The organism is Methylobacterium sp. P1-11 (assembly GCF_008329595.1).
GTDB lineage: Bacteria > Pseudomonadota > Alphaproteobacteria > Rhizobiales > Beijerinckiaceae > Methylobacterium.
Genome location: NZ_NPKS01000012.1, coordinates 158,180 through 176,889, shown reverse-complemented (window position 1 = coordinate 176,889; position 18,710 = coordinate 158,180). Strand labels below are relative to the sequence as shown.

Genomic DNA, 18,710 nt, shown 5'->3' with positions numbered 1-18,710 from the left:
CGTGATCGCCGCCGTCAGAGACGTCTTGCCGTGGTCAACGTGACCAATCGTGCCAATGTTGCAGTGCGGCTTGGTGCGGGAGAACTTTTCCTTGCCCATGATTCCCATTCCTGCGGCCGGGACCACACGGGGGCCCCGAATCCTGGTCAGCCGCCCCGAAGTTCGGACAGGGGCGAAAAACGCGGTTCGCTTAGAGGGTCGGCCGCCAGGGATCAAGCTCCGTGCCGCGCGGGAGCACGGCGACCGGTCCCGCTGTCAAGCCGCGGAAGAGAGTCTTGAACGCCGAAACATCAATGCTCGGCAGTCACGAAGACGCTTTGGCGCCACAGTGTGGCATCGCGGGCATAGCGGGATTCGCACGGCCGAGCTTAAGTGGCGGCAACAACGCGTCACCTCGGACCCCCGCCATGATGAAGAAGTTCCTCCTCGCCACCGCCGCGACGGCCCTGGTCACGACGGCCGCCTCCGCCGCCGATCTGCCGCGCCGCGCCGCGCCGCCGCCTGCCTTCATGCCGGTGCCGGTCTTCACCTGGACGGGCTTCTACGCCGGTCTCGAGTCGGCCTACACCTTCACGGATCGCGAGCGCATCACGACCGTCGGCGTCCAGCCGGGCAATGCCGCCAACGTGGCGCTCGGCCGCCGTCCGTTCCTGACCTCGACCACGCAGGACGGCTTCGCCAACATCGGCGGCACGGCCGGCTACAACTACCAGTTCACGCCGGGCGCCGGCATCGTGGTCGGTGTCGCCAACAGCATCGACTGGACCGACATCACCAAGAACCGGGTCGTGCTCGGCACCGGCAACGTCGCGGGCGGCCCGCCGAACCTCAGCCAGTTCCGCCAGAGCCTCGACTGGCTCGGCACGCTCACGGGCCGCGTCGGCTACGCCTTCGACCGCGTCCTGGTCTACGGGATGGGCGGCCTCGCCTACGGCAACGTGTTCCACGACGCCAACTTCTTCACCCCCGGCGGCCGCCTGCAGTTCGCCGGCCGCTACGACGACTTCAAGACCGGCTTCGCCTACGGTGGCGGCATCGAGTTCGCGCTGCCGACCGACAGCTTCCTGAACACCTTCGCGCTCGGCCGCTACATCGGCATCAAGTACGACGCCATCACGGTGAAGGCCGAGTACCTGCATTACGATCTCGGCAGCCAGAACGTGCTCGTCGGCGCGGTCCCGGGCGTCGGCAACGGCGGGTACATCTCGCGCTTCCGCACCGAGGGCAGCATCGTTCGCGCCGGCTTCAACTACAAGTTCGGCGGCCTCTAATCTTCCAAGCAGCACCCGGGACAGGTGTCCCGGGCCGACCTGCAGGGCGCGTACCGGATCCGGTACGCGCCCTTTTTCATGGCCGAGCGGCGCGTCCTATCGAGCACCGCCCTGTTCCCGGGTGCCGGCAGCGGCAGCACAGTGCGACCCGGCATCCAGCACAAGACGTCGTGAAGCACCCAACCTGATCGACCTGTGCCGTGGTGGGCTGCTTCCTGTGCCAGAGCCCGGATCAGGTTCCGCTTTGCTCCGCCGGCCCCGGGAGAGAGCATGCGCGGCATGAGCCCGTACCGGCGGATCCCGCGGATAGCCGGCTCAGCAGCTGCGCAGATGCGCCACCAGACGTTCGGCGCCCACCTCCGGAGCACCGGTGTTGAGGATCCTCAGATCCGCCTCGACCGGCACCTCCCGGGTGAGACGTGCTGCGAGATCGCCGTCCTGGGACCGGCCCCGGGCGGCGATGCGCCGCGCCAGGATCTCGGGCGGGGCCGTGACTTCGACGACGCTCACGTGCCGGCAGGTCCTCCGCGCCTCCGCGACGACCCGGCGCGAGACGTTGCAGATCACCACATGACCGTCTGCGGCGAGCCGGCCGGCCTCCGCAGGGAGGGCGTAGCCGAGGCCGTGGGCGCGCCAGCTCAGGGTGAAGCGGGCCGCCGCGCAGCCCCCGGCGAAGGCGGCCTCGTCGATCTCGTCGTTGTCCTCGTCGGCCGAGGGCGGCCGGGTGACGAGGCGGCGCGGGAAGACGTAGCGCGGGTCGTCGGCCAGGGCCGCCCGGGCGAGCCGGATCAGCGTGTCCTTGCCGGCCCCGCTCGGGCCGACGACGAGGACAAGGCAGCCCGGCATCAGGCGACCCGCCGGCCGGCGCGCCAGACCTCGCGGACCACCGGCACCCCCTCGGCCCGCTGGACGCGCACGAGGTCGGCCCGCAGCCCGGGCGCCAGGGCGCCGCGATCGGTCAGGCCGGTGGCGCGGGCGGGGTTGGCCGTGACGGTAGCGAGCGCCTCGGGCAGCGTGATCGCGGGCGCCTGCTCGGGCAGCAGGAAGGCCGCCATCAGCAGGCTCGCCGGCACGTAATCCGACGAGAGGATGTCGAGGTGCCCGGCCTCGGCCAGCGCCAGGGCGGCGACGTTGCCGGAATGCGAGCCGCCGCGGATCAGGTTCGGCGCCCCCATCATCACGGTGATGCCCTGCCGGTGCGCGGCCTCGGCCGCCGCCAGTGTGGTGGGAAACTCGGCCAGCCGGACGCCCTCGCCGACCGCGAGGTCGACATCGGCCAGGGTGGTGTCGTCGTGGCTCGCGAGCGGGATGCCCATCTCGCGGGCGAACTGGACCAGGGCCGGCCGGTTCTTGGCGTTGAGCGCCCTTCCGTCGCGGATCTTGCGCTCGGTGTTGGCGCGGATCTCGTCCATGGGCCGGCCGCCGCGGGTGGCGTAGGTGTAGTACTTCTCCATGTCGCGGAACTGCCGCTGGCCGGGCGTGTGGTCCATCAGCGAGATCAGTCCGACAGGATAGCGGGCCGTGAAGTTCGCCACCGTGTCCAACACGTCCGTGGAGGGCAGTTCGCAGCGCAGATGCGTGAAGTGCTCGGCCCGGAACAGGTCGCCGGCCCGCGCGGTGGCGATGGCGTCGGCGAGTTGCTCCAGCTCGGAGCCGAGGCCGCTGCCGTCCGGGTCGCTGCCGGCGCGCAGCGAATCGAACACCGTGGTGATGCCCGAAGCGGTGATCTGCGCGTCGTAGGCGAGCACCGCGCCGAGGGGGTGCCAGCGGACCTTGGGGCGCGGCGCGTAGTGGCTCTCCAGGTGGTCGGTGTGCAGCTCGATCAAGCCGGGGATCAGGTAGTCGCCGGCGCAATCGAGGCCGCGCGCGGGCGCCCGGCCCTCGCCGATCTCGGCGATCGCCCCGTCCGACACCGCGAGCCAGCCGCGCTGCACCCGGTCCGGCAGGACCAGGGTCGCGTTCTCGAGGATGAAGTCGTCCATCGTGAAGATCCTCAGGCTGCCCGGGCTCGCGGCGCGAAGCGGGTGACATCGACCACCCGGGTCGCCACAGCGTCGCGCATGGCGCTGTCGTGGAAGATGCCGAGCACGCCGGCCCCGGCCTGGAGCTTCTCGCGCACGAGGTCGGCCACCACGGCGCGGTTCTGTGCGTCCAGGGAGGCGGTCGGCTCGTCGAGCAGCAGCAGCGGCCGGTCGGCGATCAGGCCCCGGGCGATGTTGACCCGCTGCTGCTCGCCCCCCGAGAAGGTCGCGGGCGGCAGGCCCCAGAGCCGCTCGGGCAGGTTGAGCCGGGCGAGCAGGTCCTTGGCCCGGGCGCGCGCCGCCACTTCGGACAGGCCGCCCTCGCGGCCGGCGGCCTCGACCACGTCGAGGGCCGAGACCCGGGGGATCACCCGCAGGAACTGCGACACGTAGGCGATCACCCGCGCCCGGAGCGCCAGCACGGTGCGCGGATCGGCCCGGACGACGTCCACCACAGCGTCGCCGTCGCGGACCCGGATGGCGCCCGCGTCGCAGCGGTAATTGCCGTAGGCCATCTTCAGGAGCGAGGATTTCCCCGCCCCCGAGGGCCCGCCCAGCACCACGCACTCGCCGGGCTCCACGGAAAAGCTGACGTCGCCCACCACCGGCAGCACGACGCCGCCGCGCAGGTGGAGGGTGAAGCTCTTGGCGACGTTCTCGAAGGTCAGGAGCGCGGTCATGCGGCGAGCACCGAGGCGACGAGGAGCTGGGTGTAGGCGTGCTCGGGATCGTCGAGCACCCGGTCGGTCAGGCCGCTCTCGATCACGCGGCCGGCCCGCATCACGGCGATCCGGTGCGACAGGAGCCGCGCCACCGCGAGGTCGTGGGTGACGATGACCACGGCGAGGCCGAGCTCCGCCGAGAGCCGCCGGATCAGGTCGAGGAGCCGGGCCTGGACCGAGACGTCGAGGCCCGAGGTCGGCTCGTCCATCAGCACGAGGCGCGGCCCGGTGACGAGGTTGCGGGCGATCTGCAGGCGCTGGCGCATGCCGCCGGAGAACTGGCTCGGCGGATCGTCGATCCGTCCGGCCTCGATCTCGACCCGGCCGAGCCAGTCGAGCGCCTGGCCGCGGATCCGGCCGTAATGGCGCTCGCCCAGGCCCATCAGCCGCTCGCCGACATTGCCGCCGGCCGAGACCGCCATGCGCAGCCCCTGGCGCGCATCCTGCCGGACGAAGCCCCAGTCGGTGCGCATCAGCCGGCGCAGCTCCGCGGGGCCGAGATCGGCGAGGCTGCGGGTGCGGCCGTCGCGCATCCGGTAGCGGACCTCGCCCGAATCGGGCGCCAGCTCGCCGGCGAGCAGCGACAGGAGCGTCGACTTGCCCGAGCCCGATTCGCCCACGATGGCGAGCACCTCGCCCTCCGTGATGTCGAGGTCGATGCCCGCGCAGGCGAGCCGGTTGCCGTAGGCCTTGGTCAGGCCGTGGGCGGAGAGGAGCGGCGCGCTCATCGGGCCGCCTCCGCGACGCGGGTCTCGCAGATGTCGGTGTCGGAGCAGATGAACATCCGGCCTCCGGAATCGTCGGTCACCACCTCGTCGAGGTAGTGGCCGCTCGCGCCGCACAGGGCGCAGGGCTGCGTGAATTCCTGCACGCGGAACGGGTGGTCCTCGAAATCGAGGCTGCGCACCCGCGTGTAGGGCGGCACCGCGTAGATCCGCCGCTCGCGGCCGGCGCCGAAGAGCTGGAGCGCCGGGCAGTCGTCCATCTTGGGATTGTCGAATTTCGGCGTCGGCGACGGATCCATCACGTAGCGGCCCGCCACCTCGACCGGGTACGCGTAGGTGGTGGCGATGTGCCCGTGGCGGCTGATGTCCTCGTAGAGCTTCACGTGCATGGCGCCGTACTCGGCCAGGGCGTGGAGCTGGCGGGTCTCGGTCTCGCGGGGCTCGAGGAAGCGCAGGGGCTCGGGGATCGGCACCTGGTAGACCAAGGTCTGGCCCTCGGTGAGCGGCGTCTCGGGGATGCGGTGACGGGTCTGGATCACCGTCGCCTCCGTGGTGCGGGTGGTGGTGGCCACCCCGGAGGTCCTGGCGAAGAAGCGGCGGATCGAGACCGCGTTGGTGGTGTCGTCGGCGCCCTGGTCGATGACCTTGAGCACGTCCGACCGGCCCAGGATCGCGGCCGTGACCTGCACGCCGCCGGTGCCCCAGCCGTAGGGCATCGGCATCTCGCGGGAGGCGAAGGGCACTTGGTAGCCCGGCACCGTGATGGCCTTGAGGATGGCCCGGCGGATCATCCGCTTCGTGCCCTCGTCGAGATAGGCGAAGTTGTAGCCCGGTTCGCTCTCCGGGCGCGGCGCGATCGCGGCGCTCATTCGGCGGCCTCCTGCATCTCGACGGCGTCGGATGTCCGCTCGAACTCGGCGCGCAGGCGCCGGACCAGCTCCAGCTCCGCCTGGAAGTCGACGTAGTGGGGCAGCTTCAGGTGCTCGACGAAGCCGGTCGCCTGGAGGCTGTCGCAATGGGCCAGAACGAATTCCTGGTCCTGGGCCGGGCTCGCCACCGGCTCGCCGAGCTCCTCCGCGCGCAGCGCCCGGTCGACCAGGGCCATCGCCATGGCCTTGCGCTCGCTCTGCCCGAAGCTCAGCCCGTAGCCGCGGGTGAATTGCGGCGGGGCCGCCCCCGAGCCCTTGAACTGGTTGACCATCTGGCACTCGGTAAGGCGCACCCGGCCGAGCGGCACCGCGAAACCCAGCTCCTCGGGCACGAACTCCACGGCCACCGCGCCGACCCGGATCTCGCCGACGAACGGGTGGGTCCGGCCGTAGCCGCGCTGCGTCGAGTAGGCGAGGCCGAGCACGAAGCCCTCATCGCCCCGGGCGAGCGCCTGGAGGCGCAGGGCCCGGTCGGCGGGGTAATCCACCGGCTCGCGGGTGAGGTCGCCCACGGGCGTCCCCTCATCCCGGGGTGAGGGCTCGATCAGGCCGTCCTGGGCGAGCAGGTCGGTGACCCGCGGGCAGGTACCGGCATCCGCGCGGGGCTCGGCCTCGGCGGCGGACTCGGACACGGTGTCTGCGGCGAGCGCGAAGTCGACCAGCCGGTGGGTGTAGTCGAAGGTCGGCCCGAGCACCTGGCCGCCGGGCAGATCCTTGAAGGTGGCGGAGATGCGCCGCTCGACCGCCATCGCGCCCGTATCGACCGGCGCGGAGGCGCCGAAACGGGGCAGCGTGGTCCGGTAGGCGCGGACCAGGAACACCGCCTCGACCACGTCGCCGCGCGCCTGCTTGAGCGCCAGCGCCGCGAGATCCGGATCGTAGAGCGAGCCTTCCGTCATCACCCGGTCGACCAGAAGCGCCATCTGCTCGCGGATCTGCGCCACGGAGAGTTCGGGCACGGCTTGGTCGCCCCGGCGGGTCTCGGCGAGGAGTCGATGGGCGTTGTCGATGGCGGCCTCGCCGCCCTTCACGGCCACGTACATGAATCAGGCCTCCGTCACTGTCGTGGAGCGCGGGAGACCGGCCACGCGGCCGGGCGCGGTGAGGATCAGGTCGACACCGAGGGGGAAACCGGCGCGATTCTCCGAGAGCTGCGCCACGAAGCCGTCCGGCAGAGGCGCCGGCGCGATCCGGGCGGCGCCCCGGATGCCCGGGCCGGAGAGGTGCAGCCCCTCCCCGTCCGTGAGCGCGTCGAGGGCGAGCACCAGGGTCGTGGCCGTGTCGGGATAGGCCGGCGTCCCGGGGGCGAAGCGGGCCAGCGGCGGGCAGCGCGCAGGCTCGCGAACCAGCGCAAAGGCCGCCTCGGCCGGGTCTTCGGTGAGCGGCGCGCCTGTGTGGAAGCGCAGATAGGCCGCGACCTCCGGCGCCGCGGCGAGGGCCGGATCCAGCCAGACCGGCGTGTCGGCGTCGGTGAGCGTCAGCGCGACGGCGGCCAGTTCCGACGTCAGGGGCGCGGGCGGCGCGAGGCCCGGCGCGAGGGGCCGTACGCGGCCGGGGCGGGCGAGGGCGTCCATCACGGCGCGGAACGTGTCCTGCGCGTCGTGGACAGGATCGGCGAAGCCGGGGGCGAGCATACTCAATCGTCTCCGCGGGCGAGGGTCAGGAAATCGACCCGGGTGGCGGCCGTGCGCCGGGCGGCCTGATCCCGGGAGGCCGCGAGCCGCCGGGCGGCCGGTTCCAGGGCGGCCTCGACCCGGGCGCGCCGCCCCGGATCCTGCCAGAGGGCGTCGAGGATCGCGGCGAGCCGCGCCTTCGCGCGGTCGCGGCCGAGATGGTAGGCGAAGCCCGCCGGACCGTCCGCGAGGCGGATGGCGGCCCGGGTCACGCTGACCTCGCCGAAATTGAACGGGCGCCCGTCGCCGCCGATCCTGCCGGAGGCCATCACGAGGCCGGTCTCCGGTGGGCGCAGGTCCGCTGCCGCCGGGGTGTCGAGGGCCGACAGGGCTACCTCCAGATCCGCGCGGCTCGCCTCGGCACAGAGCGCCATGACGGCTTGGCGTGCCCCGATCTCGCCGTCGGATCCCGCATGTTCCGGGGTCGTCGTCATCGCGAATCCCTCCGTCGCTCGGTTGTATAGGTGTATAGACAACTGGCGCGCGCGGCACAAATGAAGTTTGGATGACAGGATGGATGCGAAGGAGCAGGAGCCCGGCCTCGTCCGGGGCGAGGGGTTGACGGCGTGGCGGCAGATCGCCGACGCGGTGACGGCCGAGATCGCGGCCGGGCGCTATGCTCCGGGACAGCAGCTGCCCGCTGAGGCCGCCCTGGCGGCGCGGTTCGCCGTGAACCGGCACACGGTGCGGCGCGCCCTCGCGGCCCTCGCCGAGGGCGGCCTCGTGCGCGCCAGCCAGGGCCGGGGCACCTTCGTGGAGGAGGCGCCGCTCGCCTACCCGATCGGGCCGCGGACGCGCTTCTCCGAGATCGTCGCGGGGGCCGGGCGCGAGGCCTGGGGCGACCTCATCGCCTCGACCACGATCCCAGCCGAGCCCGAGCAGGCGGCGGCTCTGGCGCTCGCCTCCGCCGCGCCGATCCTGGAGCTGCTGACGGTCCACCGGGCGGACAGCGCCCCGCTCTCGACGGCACTGACTTGGCTGCCGCTGCCGCGCTTCGCGGGCTTCGCGGAGGCCTATGCCGAGCGCGGCTCGATCACCCGGGCCTTCGCGGCCTGCGGCGTCCACGACTACACGCGGCTCTCGACACGCATCCGGGCCCGCCCCGCGGACGCCGCGGAGGCGCAGCGCCTCGACATCGCGCCGGGGCGGGTCGTGCTGGTCGTGTCGAGCGTCAACATCGATCCCGCCGGCGTGCCGATCCAGGCGAACCGCACCCTGTTCGCCGCCGACCGCGTGGAGCTGGTGATCGGGGGGTGACGCGGTGTCCGCTCGCCGGCCCCGGCACAGCGTCCTTGCGAGCGGAGCGAAGCAATCCAGGGCAGCGCGACCCTGGATCACTTCGCTCCGCTCGTGATGACGGAGAGCCGAGGCGCCCGTCAGCGTGCCGCGGGCCCGATGATCGCCCGGCGCAGGCGGGTCGAGACCCAGTCGATCGCCGCCACGGTCACGAGGATCATCAGCACCAGGAAGGCGACCTGCTGCAGCTCCAGCACGCGGATCAGCTCGGTGAGGTACTGACCGATGCCGCCCGCACCGACGATGCCGATGATCGTTGCCGAGCGGGTGTTCGACTCGAAGAAGTACAGGACCTGGCTTGCCAGCACCGGCAGCACCCCGGGGATCAGCCCGAAGCGGATTCGGTGCAGGCGCGAGCCGCCCGAGGCGAGGACGCCCTCGCCGGCGCGCTTGTCGCAGGTCTCGATCGCCTCGGAAAACAGCTTGCCGAGCGCCCCGAAATCGGAGCACGCGATGGCGAGCGCCCCCGCGAACGGGCCCAGCCCGACGACGTTGATCCAGATCAGCGCCCAGATCAGCACGTCCACCGAGCGCATGACGTCGAGGCCGCGGCGGACGGCGAACCGCGCGAAGGGGTTGGGCACGACGTTCCGGGCCGCCAGGAATGCCACCGGGAAGGCGAGGATCGCCGCCGTCAGCGTGCCCAGGAAGGCGATGCCGAGCGTCTCGCCCAGCGCATGCAGGAACGTCCAGAACTGGCCCTCCGGCGCGGGCGGCAGCATCAGCACCGCGAAGGTTCCGAGCCGCCCGAGCCCGTGGAGGTTCCGCGCCACCGAGAAGTCGAGGCGGCAGTAGCCGAGCGCCGCGAGCCCGACCAGCACGGCGATCAGGGCGGAGAGCCGCGCCCGTCCCGGCCAGTCGGTGCGGAACTGCGCGGGATAGCGCGCGCGCAGGCGGGCGAGGTCCGCCCGGGCCGCCGCGCGCAGGGCCTCAGGGCGCGCACTCATCGGGCCTGCTCCGCGCCGATCAGGCGGTGGCGGACCCGCTCAGTGGCGAGGTCGATGCAGAACACGGTCAGGATGATCAGCACGAGGATCGCGCTCACGTCCGCGTAGTAGAAGTTGCGGATCGCCACGAGGAATTCCTGCCCGATGCCGCCGGCACCGACGAAGCCCATCACCCCGGCGCCGCGCACGTTGATCTCGAAGCGCAGCAGCGCGTAGGAGGCGAAGTTCGACAGCACCTGCGGCAGCACCGCGAAGCGCACCGTCTGGACCCAGGTGGCGCCCGAGGCCGACAGGCCCTCGACGGGTCGCATGTCGATGTTCTCGACCACCTCGGAGAACAGCTTGCCGAGCGCGCCCGTGGTGTGGATCGCGATGGCGAGGACGCCCACCATCGGGCCCAGGCCGAAGGCGATCACGAAGATCAGCGCGAACACCACCTCGGGGACGGTGCGGCACAGCTCCAGGAGGCGCTTGGCGCCGATGCGCAGCAGGCGCGACCGCACGAGGTTGGCGGCGGCCACGAAGCTGAGGGCGAAGCCCGCCAGCCCCCCGAGCAGCGTCCCGAGATAGGCCATGAGCAGGGTCTCGCCCAGCAGGCCGAGCCATTTGGGCAAGCCCCAGTACCAGGCGCGGACGTCCTCGAGCGGGTGCTCGAGGCTGATCGGCGGCAGGATCTGCTGGATGTAGGCGGTGAACTTGCCGATGTTCTCGGCGAAGACCAGCGGCCGCACCTCGGCGATCAGGCCAGCGACCACGGCGAGCGCCGCCACAAGGGCGAAGCCCGCCAACGTGCGGCGGCGGGCGGCACCGGTCGCCGCCGCGTAGAGGCCGGAGAGGGCGGCTTCCCGCTCCGGCGACAGGGGTGTCAGACCGCGCAAGGCGGGCGGCTCCGGATCAGGACTTCCGGCGCTGCTCGTCGTTGAACCGCAGCATGTCGATGATCGGCTGGTAATCCTTGAGGGTCACCGGCGTGAGATCCTGGTCCTTGCCGTCGGAGAGCCGGTCGAACGCAGCCTTGTCGGCCTTCGGCAGGGCCACGAAGGCGTCGCGGATCTTGGCCTTCAGGTCGTCCGGCAGGCTCGTCAGCATGGCGAAGGGCCCCTCCGGCAGGAAGTCGGACTTGAACACGACCCGGAAGTCGGACTGCTGCATCGGCGTGCCGTCGGGCTTCTTGAGCATGCCCTTGGCGGCCATGCGGGTGACCATCGTGTCGGTCTCGGAATTCCACAGGTTGGCGGCGGCGTCGGCCGTGCCCTGAGTGAGCGCCAGCACGGCGTTCTCGTGGCTGCCGGCGTAGAAGGTCTTGCCGAAGAACTTCTCGACGTCGTAGCCGGCCCGCTTCAGGAAGAACCGCGGCGCCTGGTTTCCGGAGGTCGAGTTCGGATCGACCAGCGCGAGGTTCTTGCCCTTTAGATCCTCGACGGTCTTGTAGGGGCTGGAGGCCAGCACGTAGACCACCGAATAGTAGCCCGAGGCGCCGGTCTCGTGCTTCTGGTTGACGATCGGCTCGATCTTAACGCCGGTCATCACGGCCCGCGCGAACGAGGCCGGCCCGTACCACGCGATCTGGATGTTGCCGGCCCGCTGGCCCTCGATCACGGCGGCGTAGTCGCTCGCGACCCGCAGCTTCACCGGCACGCCCAGCGTCTTGGTCAGGTAGGCGGTGAGCGGCGCCCAGCGGTCGGCGGTGCCCGAGGCGTTCTCGGCCGGGATCACGCCGAGCGTCAGTTCCGGATACTGGGCCTTCCAGTCCTGGGCGGCGGCCGGCAGGCCGAGGAGGGCGAGGGCCGCGGCGGCGCCAGCGAGGGTGCGTCGGGTGATCATCGTGTCGTCCTTCGTGTCGGCGTAGGGCGGGAGTTCGGCCGGCCGCAGGCCGGTCGGGCGTTTCCCGTGTGGTGTTGTTGGGGCCCGAGGCCCGGATCAGGCGCCGAGGGCGGCCTCGCGGACCGGCCGCGCCGACACCAGCCCGGGCCGGCCCGGCATCGCGGCCCGCTGCTCCGCCTCGCGCTGCGCGGCATCGTCCAGCACCTCGCCGGCCTCCAGGCCGTAGAGCCGGCGCGCCACGTCCTCGGTGAGGTCGAAGGGGCCGCCCTCGAACACGACCCGCCCCGCCGCGAGGCCGACGAGGCGGTCGCAGTAGGCGCGGGCGAGGTCGAGGGAGTGCAGGTTGCACAGCACCGTAATGCCGTAGCGCCGGTTCACGTCGGCGAGCGCGTCCATCACGAGGCGGGTGTTGCGCGGATCGAGCGAGGCGACCGGCTCGTCGGCGAGCAGGATCTCGGGCTCCTGCACGAGGGCGCGGGCGATGGCGACGCGCTGCTGCTGCCCGCCCGACAGGCCGTCGGCCCGCTGGCCGGCGAACTCGCCCATGTCGAAGCTCTCCAGGGCGGCGAGGGCCATGGCCCGGTCCTCGGCGGACCATCGCCGGAGCAAAGAGCGGTAGCTCGGCACGTGGCTGAGCCGGCCCATCAGCACGTTGGTCATGACGTCGAGCCGGCCGACGAGGTTGAACTGCTGGAAGATCATGGCGCAGCGGGTGCGCCACTCGCGCAGCGGGCGGCCCCGCAGGGTCGTGACTTCGCGCCCCTCGTGGAGGATGCGCCCCGAACTCGGATCCGCAAGCCGGTTGATGAGGCGCAGCAAGGTCGACTTGCCGGCGCCCGACCTGCCGATCACCCCGACGAAGCTGCCGGGTTCGATCCGGAGCGACACGCCGTCGACGGCGCGCCGGTCGCCGTACTGGCGCGTGAGATCCTCGATAACCAGCATGCAACCATCCGCCGCGGAATGGCCGCACGTAAACGCCGGTTTCACGACAATTGGATGACGTATTCGAGACGATTATATTTGCCGGCGCAACATCTCCGTTATTCGATAGCCGACTTAATCTTCGTACTGCTCCAGGAATGCTTCGATGGGCAGGCCGCGGAAATCCGGCAGCGCCCGACGCAGCCGCTCGTGGTCCCAGTCCCACCAGGCGAGGCGCGTCAGGCGCGCGGCGATCGCCTCGGGAAAGCGGCGCCGGACCGGCCTGGCGGGATTGCCGACCACGATCGTGTAGGGTTCGACGTCGCGGGTGACGATGGCGCCCGCTCCCACCACCGCGCCGGTGCCGATGGTGCGCCCGGGCAGGACGACCACGCCGTGGCCGATCCAGACATCGTGGCCGATCGAGACCGGGCTCGCCCGGCGTCGGTCGAAGAAGGCCGGCTCGTCCGCCTCTTCCGGCCAGTAGGCGCGCGCCCGGTAGGTGAAGTGCGCCTGCGACGCCCGCTCCATCGGGTGGTTGCCCGGATTGATCCGCGCGCTGGCGGCGATCGAGCAGAACTTGCCGATCGCGGTGTAGATCACCTCGCCGTCCTCACCGATGTAGGAATAGTCGTCGAGCACGGTCTCGGTGAGCCGGGTGCGGGCGCCGACCTCGGTGTAGCGGCCGAGGCGGCTGTCGACGACCCGGGCGCTCGGATCGAGCGCGGGTTCGAGGCCGAGGGGGCGGTCAACCACGGGCCTCTCCGAAGGGCAGGCGCGCCAGGAGCCGGAACGGCCTCGACCCGTCCTGGGTCAGGAGGCTGACGGCGTCGATCCGCAGGGGCTCCGGTCCCGCGGCGGCGTAGGCCTCGGACAGGCGCCGGTGCCAGAGGTCGCGCTCCGCCTCCGGCAGGGCGTCGGTCAGGGTCATGTGGAAGCGGAAGGCCTCGAACACGTACGGGTAGCCCCAGCGCGCGAGCAGCGCGCGGCCGCGCGGGCCGAGGCGCTCCGGCCGGCGCTTGGCGTGCTCGGCCTCGGTGAGCGGCGCCCGGAACGGGTCGAGGGCGGCGACGCACTCGGCGGCGAGGAGCCCCAGCTCCGGCGGCGGGGCCGCCGGCACCAAGGCGAGGAACGGCCCGAGGGCGGCGACCCGGAGCGGGCCCACCGCCACCGGCGGGTGCGCGGCCGCGAGGTCGCGGGCGGCGGCGACAAGGTCGGCCTCCCCGGTGCCCGGGGCGAGGCGCAGCGGCGCCTTGAGGGTGGCGTGGAACCCGTAGGCCCGCGCGCCCGCCGTGACGGGTGCGAGATCGCCGAGCCCCTCCGGATGCGGCACCTGCGTCCCGGTCACGTTGTCGGTGCCGAGGATCGCCCGGCCGAAGGCTTCGAGACGGGAGCCCGGGGCGGGCAGCCAGTAGAGGGCGTAGCGGCGCGACACGTCAGGGCCTCCGATCGTCGGGCGGTCAGGCCGTCGGCGCGTAGGAGCGCGCGTCGGCGGCCCGCCGCGGGCGCACGTCCATGGCGTTGCCCCGCCACACGATGGCGCTCCGCATCCAAGCGCCGAGCCAGATCGCCGGGATCAGGACGTCGCGCGCCAGGAAGGCCGCCAGCATGCGGGGCGAACGGTGCCAGCCCGCGCGGAGAGCGAGCCGGTGCTCGGCGGCATAGCACAGGGCGGCGAGGCCGGAAGCGCCGACAAGGCCCGCGAGGCTGCCGGCCCAGAGGGCGACGAGGAGCGCCGGCAGCAGGACGCCGCTGCCGATCTCGGGGGCGAAGAACAGCGGGAAGGTCACGCGGCGCAGCCGCGCCCAGCGCAGCTGCCGCGCCCAGACCTCCCGGAAGCCGCGCGGGCCGAGCGGCTGCTCGAACGGGCTCGCCACGAGGTGGACGCGCCGGCCGGCGGCGCGGACGAGCTTGGTGGCGGCCGCATCCTCGGCGATCTCGGCCGCCAGTGCCTGGAGCCCGCCCTGCGCCTCCAGGAAGGGCTTGTGCCAGAGCATGCTCTTGCCCTGCGCGAAGCCCAGCCCGAAGGCCTCGGCGGCGTATTGCCAGCGCGCCTGCAGGGTGTTCAGGAAGGCGCACTCCACCTCGGCCATGAAGCTGCCCGGGCGGGCGCCGGCCGGGGTGGAGCAGACGAGGCCGGTGTCGTCCCGCCACGCCGCCTGGAGCCGCTGGAGGTAGTCCGGCGGCATGGCCACGTTGGAATCGGCGAGCACCACCCAGTCGTGGGCGGCGGCACGCCAGCCACGCAGGCAGTTGTTGAGCTTCGGGTTCGCGCTGACGCGCTCGTCGCCGAGGATCAGGCGGGCGGGCACGTGCGGGTGGGCCTCGATCAGGCGCTCCACCATCGGGACGATCGGGTCGGCGGGGTCGGCGACGCAGAAGATCAGCTCGTAGGACGGGTAGTCGAGGCGGAAGCTGCGAACGAGCATCTCCTCGCTGTAGGCCTCGACGCCGCGCAGCGGACGGACCAGGGAGACGGGCGCGCCTTCCGGAAACCGCGACGGCCCGTAATTCCGGCCGAGGCGCCGGCCAGCCACGGCGATGCTGCCGATCTGGACGAGGGCCAGGAGCGCGCCGAGGGACAGGGCCGGCACCGTGGCGTCAAGCATGCGGATCCCTCGATCAATGAGGTGAGCGGTCCGGTCCGCTAGCGGCCGGACCGCGTCAGGCGTGTGACAGGGGCGACGCCGCCCGGCGCTTTCGGACCCGATCGCCGACGCGGCCGGTCACGGCACCGTCCTGCAGCCGGACGTCACCGAACCGTCACCGGCCCATTTTAATCCCGGTTCACCACCACAAAAGATTCCGCGCGAGGGTTCATGTCCGATTCCGCCGTGATGCCGTCGGGTGCGGTCGAAGATGGGCCGGCGGGCGGCCCGCGCCTCGACCACGGGATGCATCTGGGCGGGGTGGTCGCGTTCCTCCTCGTCCTGGTGGCGGGTCTCGGCTACGCGGTGGTGAGCCTCGTCGCGGACATGAACGCGGTCGGGGAAGCGCCCCTGGCCTACGGCGCCTTCGCGCTGCTCGGCCTCGCCCTGCTGATCGCCCTCGCCTTCGAATTCGTGAACGGCTTCCACGACACCGCCAACGCGGTCGCGACGGTGATCTACACCCACTCGCTGCCGCCGCTCGTCGCGGTGATCTGGTCGGGCTTCTTCAACTTCCTCGGCGTGATGCTGTCCTCGGGCGCCGTGGCCTACGCGATCGTGACTCTGCTGCCGGTCGAGCTGATCCTCAACGTCGGCTCGCATGCGGGCTACGCGATGATCTTCGCGCTCCTGTTGGCGGCGATCCTGTGGAACCTCGGGACCTGGGCCTTCGGGTTGCCGAACTCGTCGTCCCACGCGCTGATCGGCTCGGTGCTCGGCGTCGGCCTCGCCAACCAGCTGATGAACGGCGGCGACGGCACCGCGGGCGTCGACTGGAACCAGGCGCTCAACGTCTTCAAGGCGCTGCTGTTCTCGCCGGTCTGCGGCTTCGTGCTGGCGGCGCTGCTGCTGCTCGCCCTGAAATTCGCCGTGCGCCGCAAGGACCTCTACGAGGCGCCTAAGGGCGAGGCGCCGCCGCCCCTCTGGATCCGCGGCCTGCTGATCCTCACCTGCACGCTGGTCTCGTTCTTCCACGGCGGCAATGACGGGCAGAAGGGCATGGGCCTCATCATGCTGATCCTGATCGGCGCCGCCCCCACGGCCTACGCCCTCAACCGCACGATGGCGGACGACACGACGCCCGCCTTCGTGCAGGCCTCGACGGCGGCGAGCGGGGTGTTCTCCGCCCGCGCCCCGGGCGCAGCGGTGCCGGACGCCGCCGCTGCGCGCCGGACGGTGACCGAGGCGCTCAAGACCAAGGCCCTGAACGCCCCGCCCGTCTACGCGGCGCTGGCGGCGCTCTCGGACGACATCGCCGCCAGCGTGAAGAATTACGGCGCGATCCGCACGGTGCCGGCCGCCCAGACCCAGAACCTCCGCAGCGACATGTATCTCGCCGCCGACGCGGTGCGCGTGCTGCCGAGCGCCGGAGCCGATTTTTCGGAGGCCGAGAAGGCGGACCTGAAGCGCTACACGAGCCTGCTCAACGACGGCACGCGCTACATCCCGGGCTGGGTGAAGGTCTGCGTCGCCCTGGCGCTGGGTCTCGGCACCATGGTCGGATGGAAGCGCATCGTCGTCACCGTGGGCGAGAAGATCGGCAAGACCCACCTGACCTACGCGCAGGGCGCCTCGGCCGAGATCGTCGCCGCCGGTACGATCGGGCTGGCCGAACTCTACGGCCTGCCGGTCTCGACCACTCATATCCTGTCATCGGGCGTCGCCGGCACGATGGCGGCCAATGGATCGGGCCTGCAGATGGCCACCGTGCGCAACATGGCGCTCGCCTGGATCCTGACCCTGCCGGCGGCGATCACCCTCGCGGCCGTGTTGTTCTTCCTCCTGCGCCAGGTCTTCTGACGCGGGCTCCGCGCGTTCGGGCCGGAGACCGCGCTCCGTCCCCCCGGACAAAGCAACTCGGTCTCCGGCTTCCTGAGGCTCCCCCAGGCGCCTCAGGAATTTGCCATCGCCCGCACGAAGGCCAGGCAGGTTCGGCGCGCCGCCGAACTTTCGATCGCCACGAAGGCGGTGACCAGGTCGGCCGCCTGGGTGATGGCCGCGTCGGGCCGGTCGGCATCCGGGAAGAAGCTCGCGACCGGCACGTCGAGGATTCCGGCAATGCGGCTCAGGGCGTCGTTGGCGCACGCGGCGCCCGGAGGCGGTTTGCGCGTCTGGGCCGAGCCCGCGGAGGTGTCGGGCCTCATCGCTCAGGCCGCCTTGTGGCCGAGCTGGATCGCCCTGGCGATCTCCGAGCGCCGCGCGGCGTAGCCCGGGGCGACCATCGGGTAATCGGCCGGCAGGCCGTACTTGGCCCGGTAGCGCTCGGGGGTGAGGCCGTGCGCGGTGAGATGGCGCTTCAGGGTCTGGTAGGACCGGCCATCGATGAAGCTGATCAGGCCCGTTTCCTGGATCGAGGCCTCGACCTGCGCGTCGCTCAGCCCGGCTCGGCCGAGACCCGATGGCGCGCAGCGGAGGACCGCGATGGCCGAGTGCACTTGGTCGATCAGTGCGGGCAGCGCCGTGACCTCGATCGCATTGCGCGAGACGTAGGCTGCGACGATCGCGCCGACCTTCTCGAGCATGAAGGTTGAACGGTGGTCGGTAAGATGATCCATCTGAGACATCACTGTTGGAGGGCGTCCCACCATGCGGGCCTCCTCTTCGAAAGACCGGCGCGTACCGGTCTCGTGGAGAGCAAGGCCGAGCGACGGTCAGCCGGCGGGACATTTCTACCTCAAGTTGATTTCGCTCCATTTCTTGAAGTTGCAGATAATATACAATATGAGCGGGACGCGGTTTGTCTGGCGGCGCGAGGTTTCTTGCTCGGCCGCGCAACCGGCGGCATTCCCGGTTTGGTTACTGAGGCGTTCACTGTTTTCGGCCGCGGACATCGGCGCCGGAATCCGACTTCGGGCAATGTCGGCTCCGGAGCATCACGTCTGGAACGGCTGACCGGTGCGGTTGTCCGGCGTGGGTGAAGGTCCCGCACAATCCGCCGGCCCCAGCGACGTTCCGCGGCCGGCCTCCCGACTTCCTCCTCACCTCGGTGTCGCGGGGATCGATCCTTGCAGACCCTGTTCTCGACCGCCGGCCTGCCGCCGATGGACAGCTTCCGACGCTGGCGGGAGGTCATCTCCGATCATCTGATGGCGGTGGAGCTTCGGAAGCTCCATGACGGCCCGTTTTCGGCCAAGCTGGAACAGGCGGTGATCGGCTCCCTTGTTGTGACGCATGCGACGCACGGCGCCATGCGGACCGCGGCGACGCACCGACCGCCCGGAGGCACGACGGCCCCGATTCGCTGTTCGTAGTCCTGAAGCGCGCCGGCCGCTCGGTCATCCAGCAGAACGGCCGCGAGGCGGTGACCCAGTCGGGCGACCTCGTCGTGGTCGACCGGCAGCCGCTGGTGGAGATGACGGAGACGGACGGCCGCTGGATCCTGGATGTGCCGCGCGAACGTCTAGAGCGCGTGCTCGGGCTGGCTCGTCTCTATACGGCCCTGACCGTCGGCGCGGATCTCGCCTCCGCGAGCTTGGCGACAACCTTCTTCACCGAGCTGATGACCGTTCGCGACCGGCTCGGGGCGAACGCGGTCGCGCATGACGGAAATCGGCATCGATCGGATCGTCGCCGGGCTCGCCGAGCGGATGGCCCGGAAGGTGCCCCAATCGATCCACGGCAACGTCGTGGTTCAGCGCGCCAAGGCGTATGTCGAGGCCAACCTGAGTGACCCGGGTCTCGATCCGCCCCAGCTCCGGGCGCCCCGTAGGTCAGTCGACCCGGGACGCCC

23 protein-coding genes are annotated in these 18,710 nt (G+C 71.5%); 5 read left to right on the top strand and 18 right to left on the bottom strand.

The genetic code is table 11. The annotated features are described in order from the left end of the window. A partial coding sequence (locus CIW48_RS14465; protein WP_146221755.1) for a GTP-binding protein occupies nt 1–99 on the bottom strand: 99 nt, incomplete at its 3' end. A gap of 308 nt (nt 100–407) precedes the next feature. Here CIW48_RS14465 and CIW48_RS14460 point away from each other — a divergent pair. Continuing rightward, the gene (locus CIW48_RS14460) at nt 408–1,271 is read left to right on the top strand and encodes a porin family protein (protein ID WP_149311398.1); all 864 of its coding nucleotides are present in this window, start codon (nt 408–410) and stop codon (nt 1,269–1,271) included. A 315-nt stretch (nt 1,272–1,586) separates the two neighbouring features. Here the strand turns inward: CIW48_RS14460 and phnN are convergent, their stop codons facing one another. From phnN to phnG, 8 genes are read right to left on the bottom strand one after another with little or no spacing between them, the layout of a single operon-like run. Then, on the bottom strand, nt 1,587–2,117 hold the full coding sequence (gene phnN / locus CIW48_RS14455) for a phosphonate metabolism protein/1,5-bisphosphokinase (PRPP-forming) PhnN (RefSeq protein WP_173009266.1): 531 nt from the start codon (nt 2,115–2,117) through the stop codon (nt 1,587–1,589). Beyond that, nucleotides 2,117–3,253 (bottom strand): alpha-D-ribose 1-methylphosphonate 5-triphosphate diphosphatase, encoded by a 1,137-nt coding sequence (locus tag CIW48_RS14450; RefSeq protein WP_149311397.1) that lies wholly within the window; start codon nt 3,251–3,253, stop codon nt 2,117–2,119. Before CIW48_RS14450 ends, phnN begins: the two co-directional genes overlap by 1 nt. Nucleotides 3,254–3,264: 11 nt before the next feature. Beyond that, nucleotides 3,265–3,972: a phosphonate C-P lyase system protein PhnL gene (gene phnL, locus CIW48_RS14445; RefSeq protein WP_149311396.1), complete on the bottom strand. Its 708-nt coding sequence runs from the start codon at nt 3,970–3,972 to the stop codon at nt 3,265–3,267. Next, nucleotides 3,969–4,742 (bottom strand): phosphonate C-P lyase system protein PhnK, encoded by a 774-nt coding sequence (phnK, locus tag CIW48_RS14440; RefSeq protein WP_149311395.1) that lies wholly within the window; start codon nt 4,740–4,742, stop codon nt 3,969–3,971. Before phnK ends, phnL begins: the two co-directional genes overlap by 4 nt. Continuing rightward, nucleotides 4,739–5,608, bottom strand: coding sequence for an alpha-D-ribose 1-methylphosphonate 5-phosphate C-P-lyase PhnJ (locus CIW48_RS14435; RefSeq protein WP_149311394.1), 870 nt, complete (start codon nt 5,606–5,608; stop codon nt 4,739–4,741). The genes phnK and CIW48_RS14435 overlap by 4 nt, the downstream gene beginning before the upstream one ends. Beyond that, nucleotides 5,605–6,711 carry a carbon-phosphorus lyase complex subunit PhnI gene (locus CIW48_RS14430; RefSeq protein ID WP_149311393.1) on the bottom strand — a complete coding sequence of 369 codons (1,107 nt, stop codon included), beginning with the start codon at nt 6,709–6,711 and terminating at the stop codon, nt 5,605–5,607. Before CIW48_RS14430 ends, CIW48_RS14435 begins: the two co-directional genes overlap by 4 nt. A 3-nt stretch (nt 6,712–6,714) precedes the next feature. Further along, nucleotides 6,715–7,302 carry a phosphonate C-P lyase system protein PhnH gene (gene phnH, locus CIW48_RS14425; protein ID WP_149311392.1) on the bottom strand — a complete coding sequence of 196 codons (588 nt, stop codon included), beginning with the start codon at nt 7,300–7,302 and terminating at the stop codon, nt 6,715–6,717. Nucleotides 7,303–7,304: 2 nt separating this feature from the next. Then, nucleotides 7,305–7,775 (bottom strand): phosphonate C-P lyase system protein PhnG, encoded by a 471-nt coding sequence (gene phnG / locus CIW48_RS14420; RefSeq protein WP_173009265.1) that lies wholly within the window; start codon nt 7,773–7,775, stop codon nt 7,305–7,307. A 79-nt stretch (nt 7,776–7,854) separates the two neighbouring features. On the opposite strand from phnG, the gene phnF reads away from it, so the two are divergent. Then, nucleotides 7,855–8,598 (top strand): phosphonate metabolism transcriptional regulator PhnF, encoded by a 744-nt coding sequence (phnF, locus tag CIW48_RS14415; protein WP_149311391.1) that lies wholly within the window; start codon nt 7,855–7,857, stop codon nt 8,596–8,598. 119 nt (nt 8,599–8,717) lie between these two features. Here phnF and phnE (CIW48_RS14410) read toward each other — a convergent pair whose 3' ends face one another. From phnE (CIW48_RS14410) to CIW48_RS14380, 7 genes are all read right to left on the bottom strand, one after another. Further along, nucleotides 8,718–9,584 (bottom strand): phosphonate ABC transporter, permease protein PhnE, encoded by an 867-nt coding sequence (phnE, locus tag CIW48_RS14410; RefSeq protein ID WP_149311390.1) that lies wholly within the window; start codon nt 9,582–9,584, stop codon nt 8,718–8,720. Then, complete coding sequence (phnE, locus tag CIW48_RS14405; RefSeq protein ID WP_149311389.1) at nt 9,581–10,462, bottom strand: phosphonate ABC transporter, permease protein PhnE; 882 nt, start codon at nt 10,460–10,462, stop codon at nt 9,581–9,583. The genes phnE (CIW48_RS14410) and phnE (CIW48_RS14405) overlap by 4 nt, the downstream gene beginning before the upstream one ends. 16 nt (nt 10,463–10,478) lie before the next feature. Next, a complete protein-coding gene (gene phnD / locus CIW48_RS14400) occupies nt 10,479–11,408 on the bottom strand; it encodes a phosphonate ABC transporter substrate-binding protein (protein WP_043387933.1) in 930 nt (309 codons plus the stop codon). A gap of 96 nt (nt 11,409–11,504) precedes the next feature. After that, entirely contained in the window at nt 11,505–12,353 is an 849-nt protein-coding gene (gene phnC / locus CIW48_RS14395; RefSeq protein ID WP_149311388.1) for a phosphonate ABC transporter ATP-binding protein, read from the bottom strand. A gap of 114 nt (nt 12,354–12,467) precedes the next feature. Continuing rightward, nucleotides 12,468–13,088, bottom strand: coding sequence for a chloramphenicol acetyltransferase (locus CIW48_RS14390; protein WP_149311387.1), 621 nt, complete (start codon nt 13,086–13,088; stop codon nt 12,468–12,470). After that, a complete protein-coding gene (locus tag CIW48_RS14385) occupies nt 13,081–13,767 on the bottom strand; it encodes a DUF1045 domain-containing protein (RefSeq protein WP_149311386.1) in 687 nt (228 codons plus the stop codon). The genes CIW48_RS14390 and CIW48_RS14385 overlap by 8 nt, the downstream gene beginning before the upstream one ends. A gap of 25 nt (nt 13,768–13,792) precedes the next feature. Further along, a complete protein-coding gene (locus tag CIW48_RS14380) occupies nt 13,793–14,941 on the bottom strand; it encodes a ceramide glucosyltransferase (RefSeq protein WP_149311385.1) in 1,149 nt (382 codons plus the stop codon). A 210-nt stretch (nt 14,942–15,151) separates the two neighbouring features. Between CIW48_RS14380 and CIW48_RS14375 the strand changes: the two genes are divergently transcribed. Then, the gene (locus CIW48_RS14375) at nt 15,152–16,780 is read left to right on the top strand and encodes an inorganic phosphate transporter (protein ID WP_149311384.1); all 1,629 of its coding nucleotides are present in this window, start codon (nt 15,152–15,154) and stop codon (nt 16,778–16,780) included. Between the two features lie 92 nt (nt 16,781–16,872). On the opposite strand, the gene CIW48_RS14370 is transcribed toward CIW48_RS14375, so the two are convergent. Together CIW48_RS14370 and CIW48_RS14365 are read right to left on the bottom strand one after the other, a co-directional pair. Further along, nucleotides 16,873–17,124, bottom strand: coding sequence for a hypothetical protein (locus CIW48_RS14370; protein WP_149311383.1), 252 nt, complete (start codon nt 17,122–17,124; stop codon nt 16,873–16,875). A 3-nt stretch (nt 17,125–17,127) separates the two neighbouring features. After that, nucleotides 17,128–17,535: a MucR family transcriptional regulator gene (locus tag CIW48_RS14365; protein ID WP_149311382.1), complete on the bottom strand. Its 408-nt coding sequence runs from the start codon at nt 17,533–17,535 to the stop codon at nt 17,128–17,130. 450 nt (nt 17,536–17,985) lie between these two features. Between CIW48_RS14365 and CIW48_RS14360 the strand changes: the two genes are divergently transcribed. Both CIW48_RS14360 and CIW48_RS14355 read left to right on the top strand, forming a co-directional pair. Continuing rightward, complete coding sequence (locus CIW48_RS14360) at nt 17,986–18,231, top strand: hypothetical protein (RefSeq protein ID WP_149311381.1); 246 nt, start codon at nt 17,986–17,988, stop codon at nt 18,229–18,231. Further along, nucleotides 18,222–18,650: a hypothetical protein gene (locus CIW48_RS14355; protein WP_149311380.1), complete on the top strand. Its 429-nt coding sequence runs from the start codon at nt 18,222–18,224 to the stop codon at nt 18,648–18,650. Before CIW48_RS14360 ends, CIW48_RS14355 begins: the two co-directional genes overlap by 10 nt. Nucleotides 18,651–18,710: the final 60 nt, after the last annotated feature.

What these genes read in the sequence shown, in the direction of transcription:
- CIW48_RS14460 (WP_149311398.1), top strand. Translation starts at nt 408, where the DNA reads ATGATGAAGAAGTTCCTCCTCGCCACCGCCGCGACGGCCCTGGTCACG.
- phnN (WP_173009266.1), bottom strand. Translation starts at nt 2,117, where the DNA reads ATGCCGGGCTGCCTTGTCCTCGTCGTCGGCCCGAGCGGGGCCGGCAAG.
- CIW48_RS14450 (WP_149311397.1), bottom strand. Translation starts at nt 3,253, where the DNA reads ATGGACGACTTCATCCTCGAGAACGCGACCCTGGTCCTGCCGGACCGG.
- phnL (WP_149311396.1), bottom strand. Translation starts at nt 3,972, where the DNA reads ATGACCGCGCTCCTGACCTTCGAGAACGTCGCCAAGAGCTTCACCCTC.
- phnK (WP_149311395.1), bottom strand. Translation starts at nt 4,742, where the DNA reads ATGAGCGCGCCGCTCCTCTCCGCCCACGGCCTGACCAAGGCCTACGGC.
- CIW48_RS14435 (WP_149311394.1), bottom strand. Translation starts at nt 5,608, where the DNA reads ATGAGCGCCGCGATCGCGCCGCGCCCGGAGAGCGAACCGGGCTACAAC.
- CIW48_RS14430 (WP_149311393.1), bottom strand. Translation starts at nt 6,711, where the DNA reads ATGTACGTGGCCGTGAAGGGCGGCGAGGCCGCCATCGACAACGCCCAT.
- phnH (WP_149311392.1), bottom strand. Translation starts at nt 7,302, where the DNA reads ATGCTCGCCCCCGGCTTCGCCGATCCTGTCCACGACGCGCAGGACACG.
- phnG (WP_173009265.1), bottom strand. Translation starts at nt 7,775, where the DNA reads ATGACGACGACCCCGGAACATGCGGGATCCGACGGCGAGATCGGGGCA.
- phnF (WP_149311391.1), top strand. Translation starts at nt 7,855, where the DNA reads ATGGATGCGAAGGAGCAGGAGCCCGGCCTCGTCCGGGGCGAGGGGTTG.
- phnE (WP_149311390.1), bottom strand. Translation starts at nt 9,584, where the DNA reads ATGAGTGCGCGCCCTGAGGCCCTGCGCGCGGCGGCCCGGGCGGACCTC.
- phnD (WP_043387933.1), bottom strand. Translation starts at nt 11,408, where the DNA reads ATGATCACCCGACGCACCCTCGCTGGCGCCGCCGCGGCCCTCGCCCTC.
- phnC (WP_149311388.1), bottom strand. Translation starts at nt 12,353, where the DNA reads ATGCTGGTTATCGAGGATCTCACGCGCCAGTACGGCGACCGGCGCGCC.
- CIW48_RS14380 (WP_149311385.1), bottom strand. Translation starts at nt 14,941, where the DNA reads ATGCTTGACGCCACGGTGCCGGCCCTGTCCCTCGGCGCGCTCCTGGCC.
- CIW48_RS14375 (WP_149311384.1), top strand. Translation starts at nt 15,152, where the DNA reads ATGTCCGATTCCGCCGTGATGCCGTCGGGTGCGGTCGAAGATGGGCCG.
- CIW48_RS14370 (WP_149311383.1), bottom strand. Translation starts at nt 17,124, where the DNA reads ATGAGGCCCGACACCTCCGCGGGCTCGGCCCAGACGCGCAAACCGCCT.
- CIW48_RS14365 (WP_149311382.1), bottom strand. Translation starts at nt 17,535, where the DNA reads ATGGATCATCTTACCGACCACCGTTCAACCTTCATGCTCGAGAAGGTC.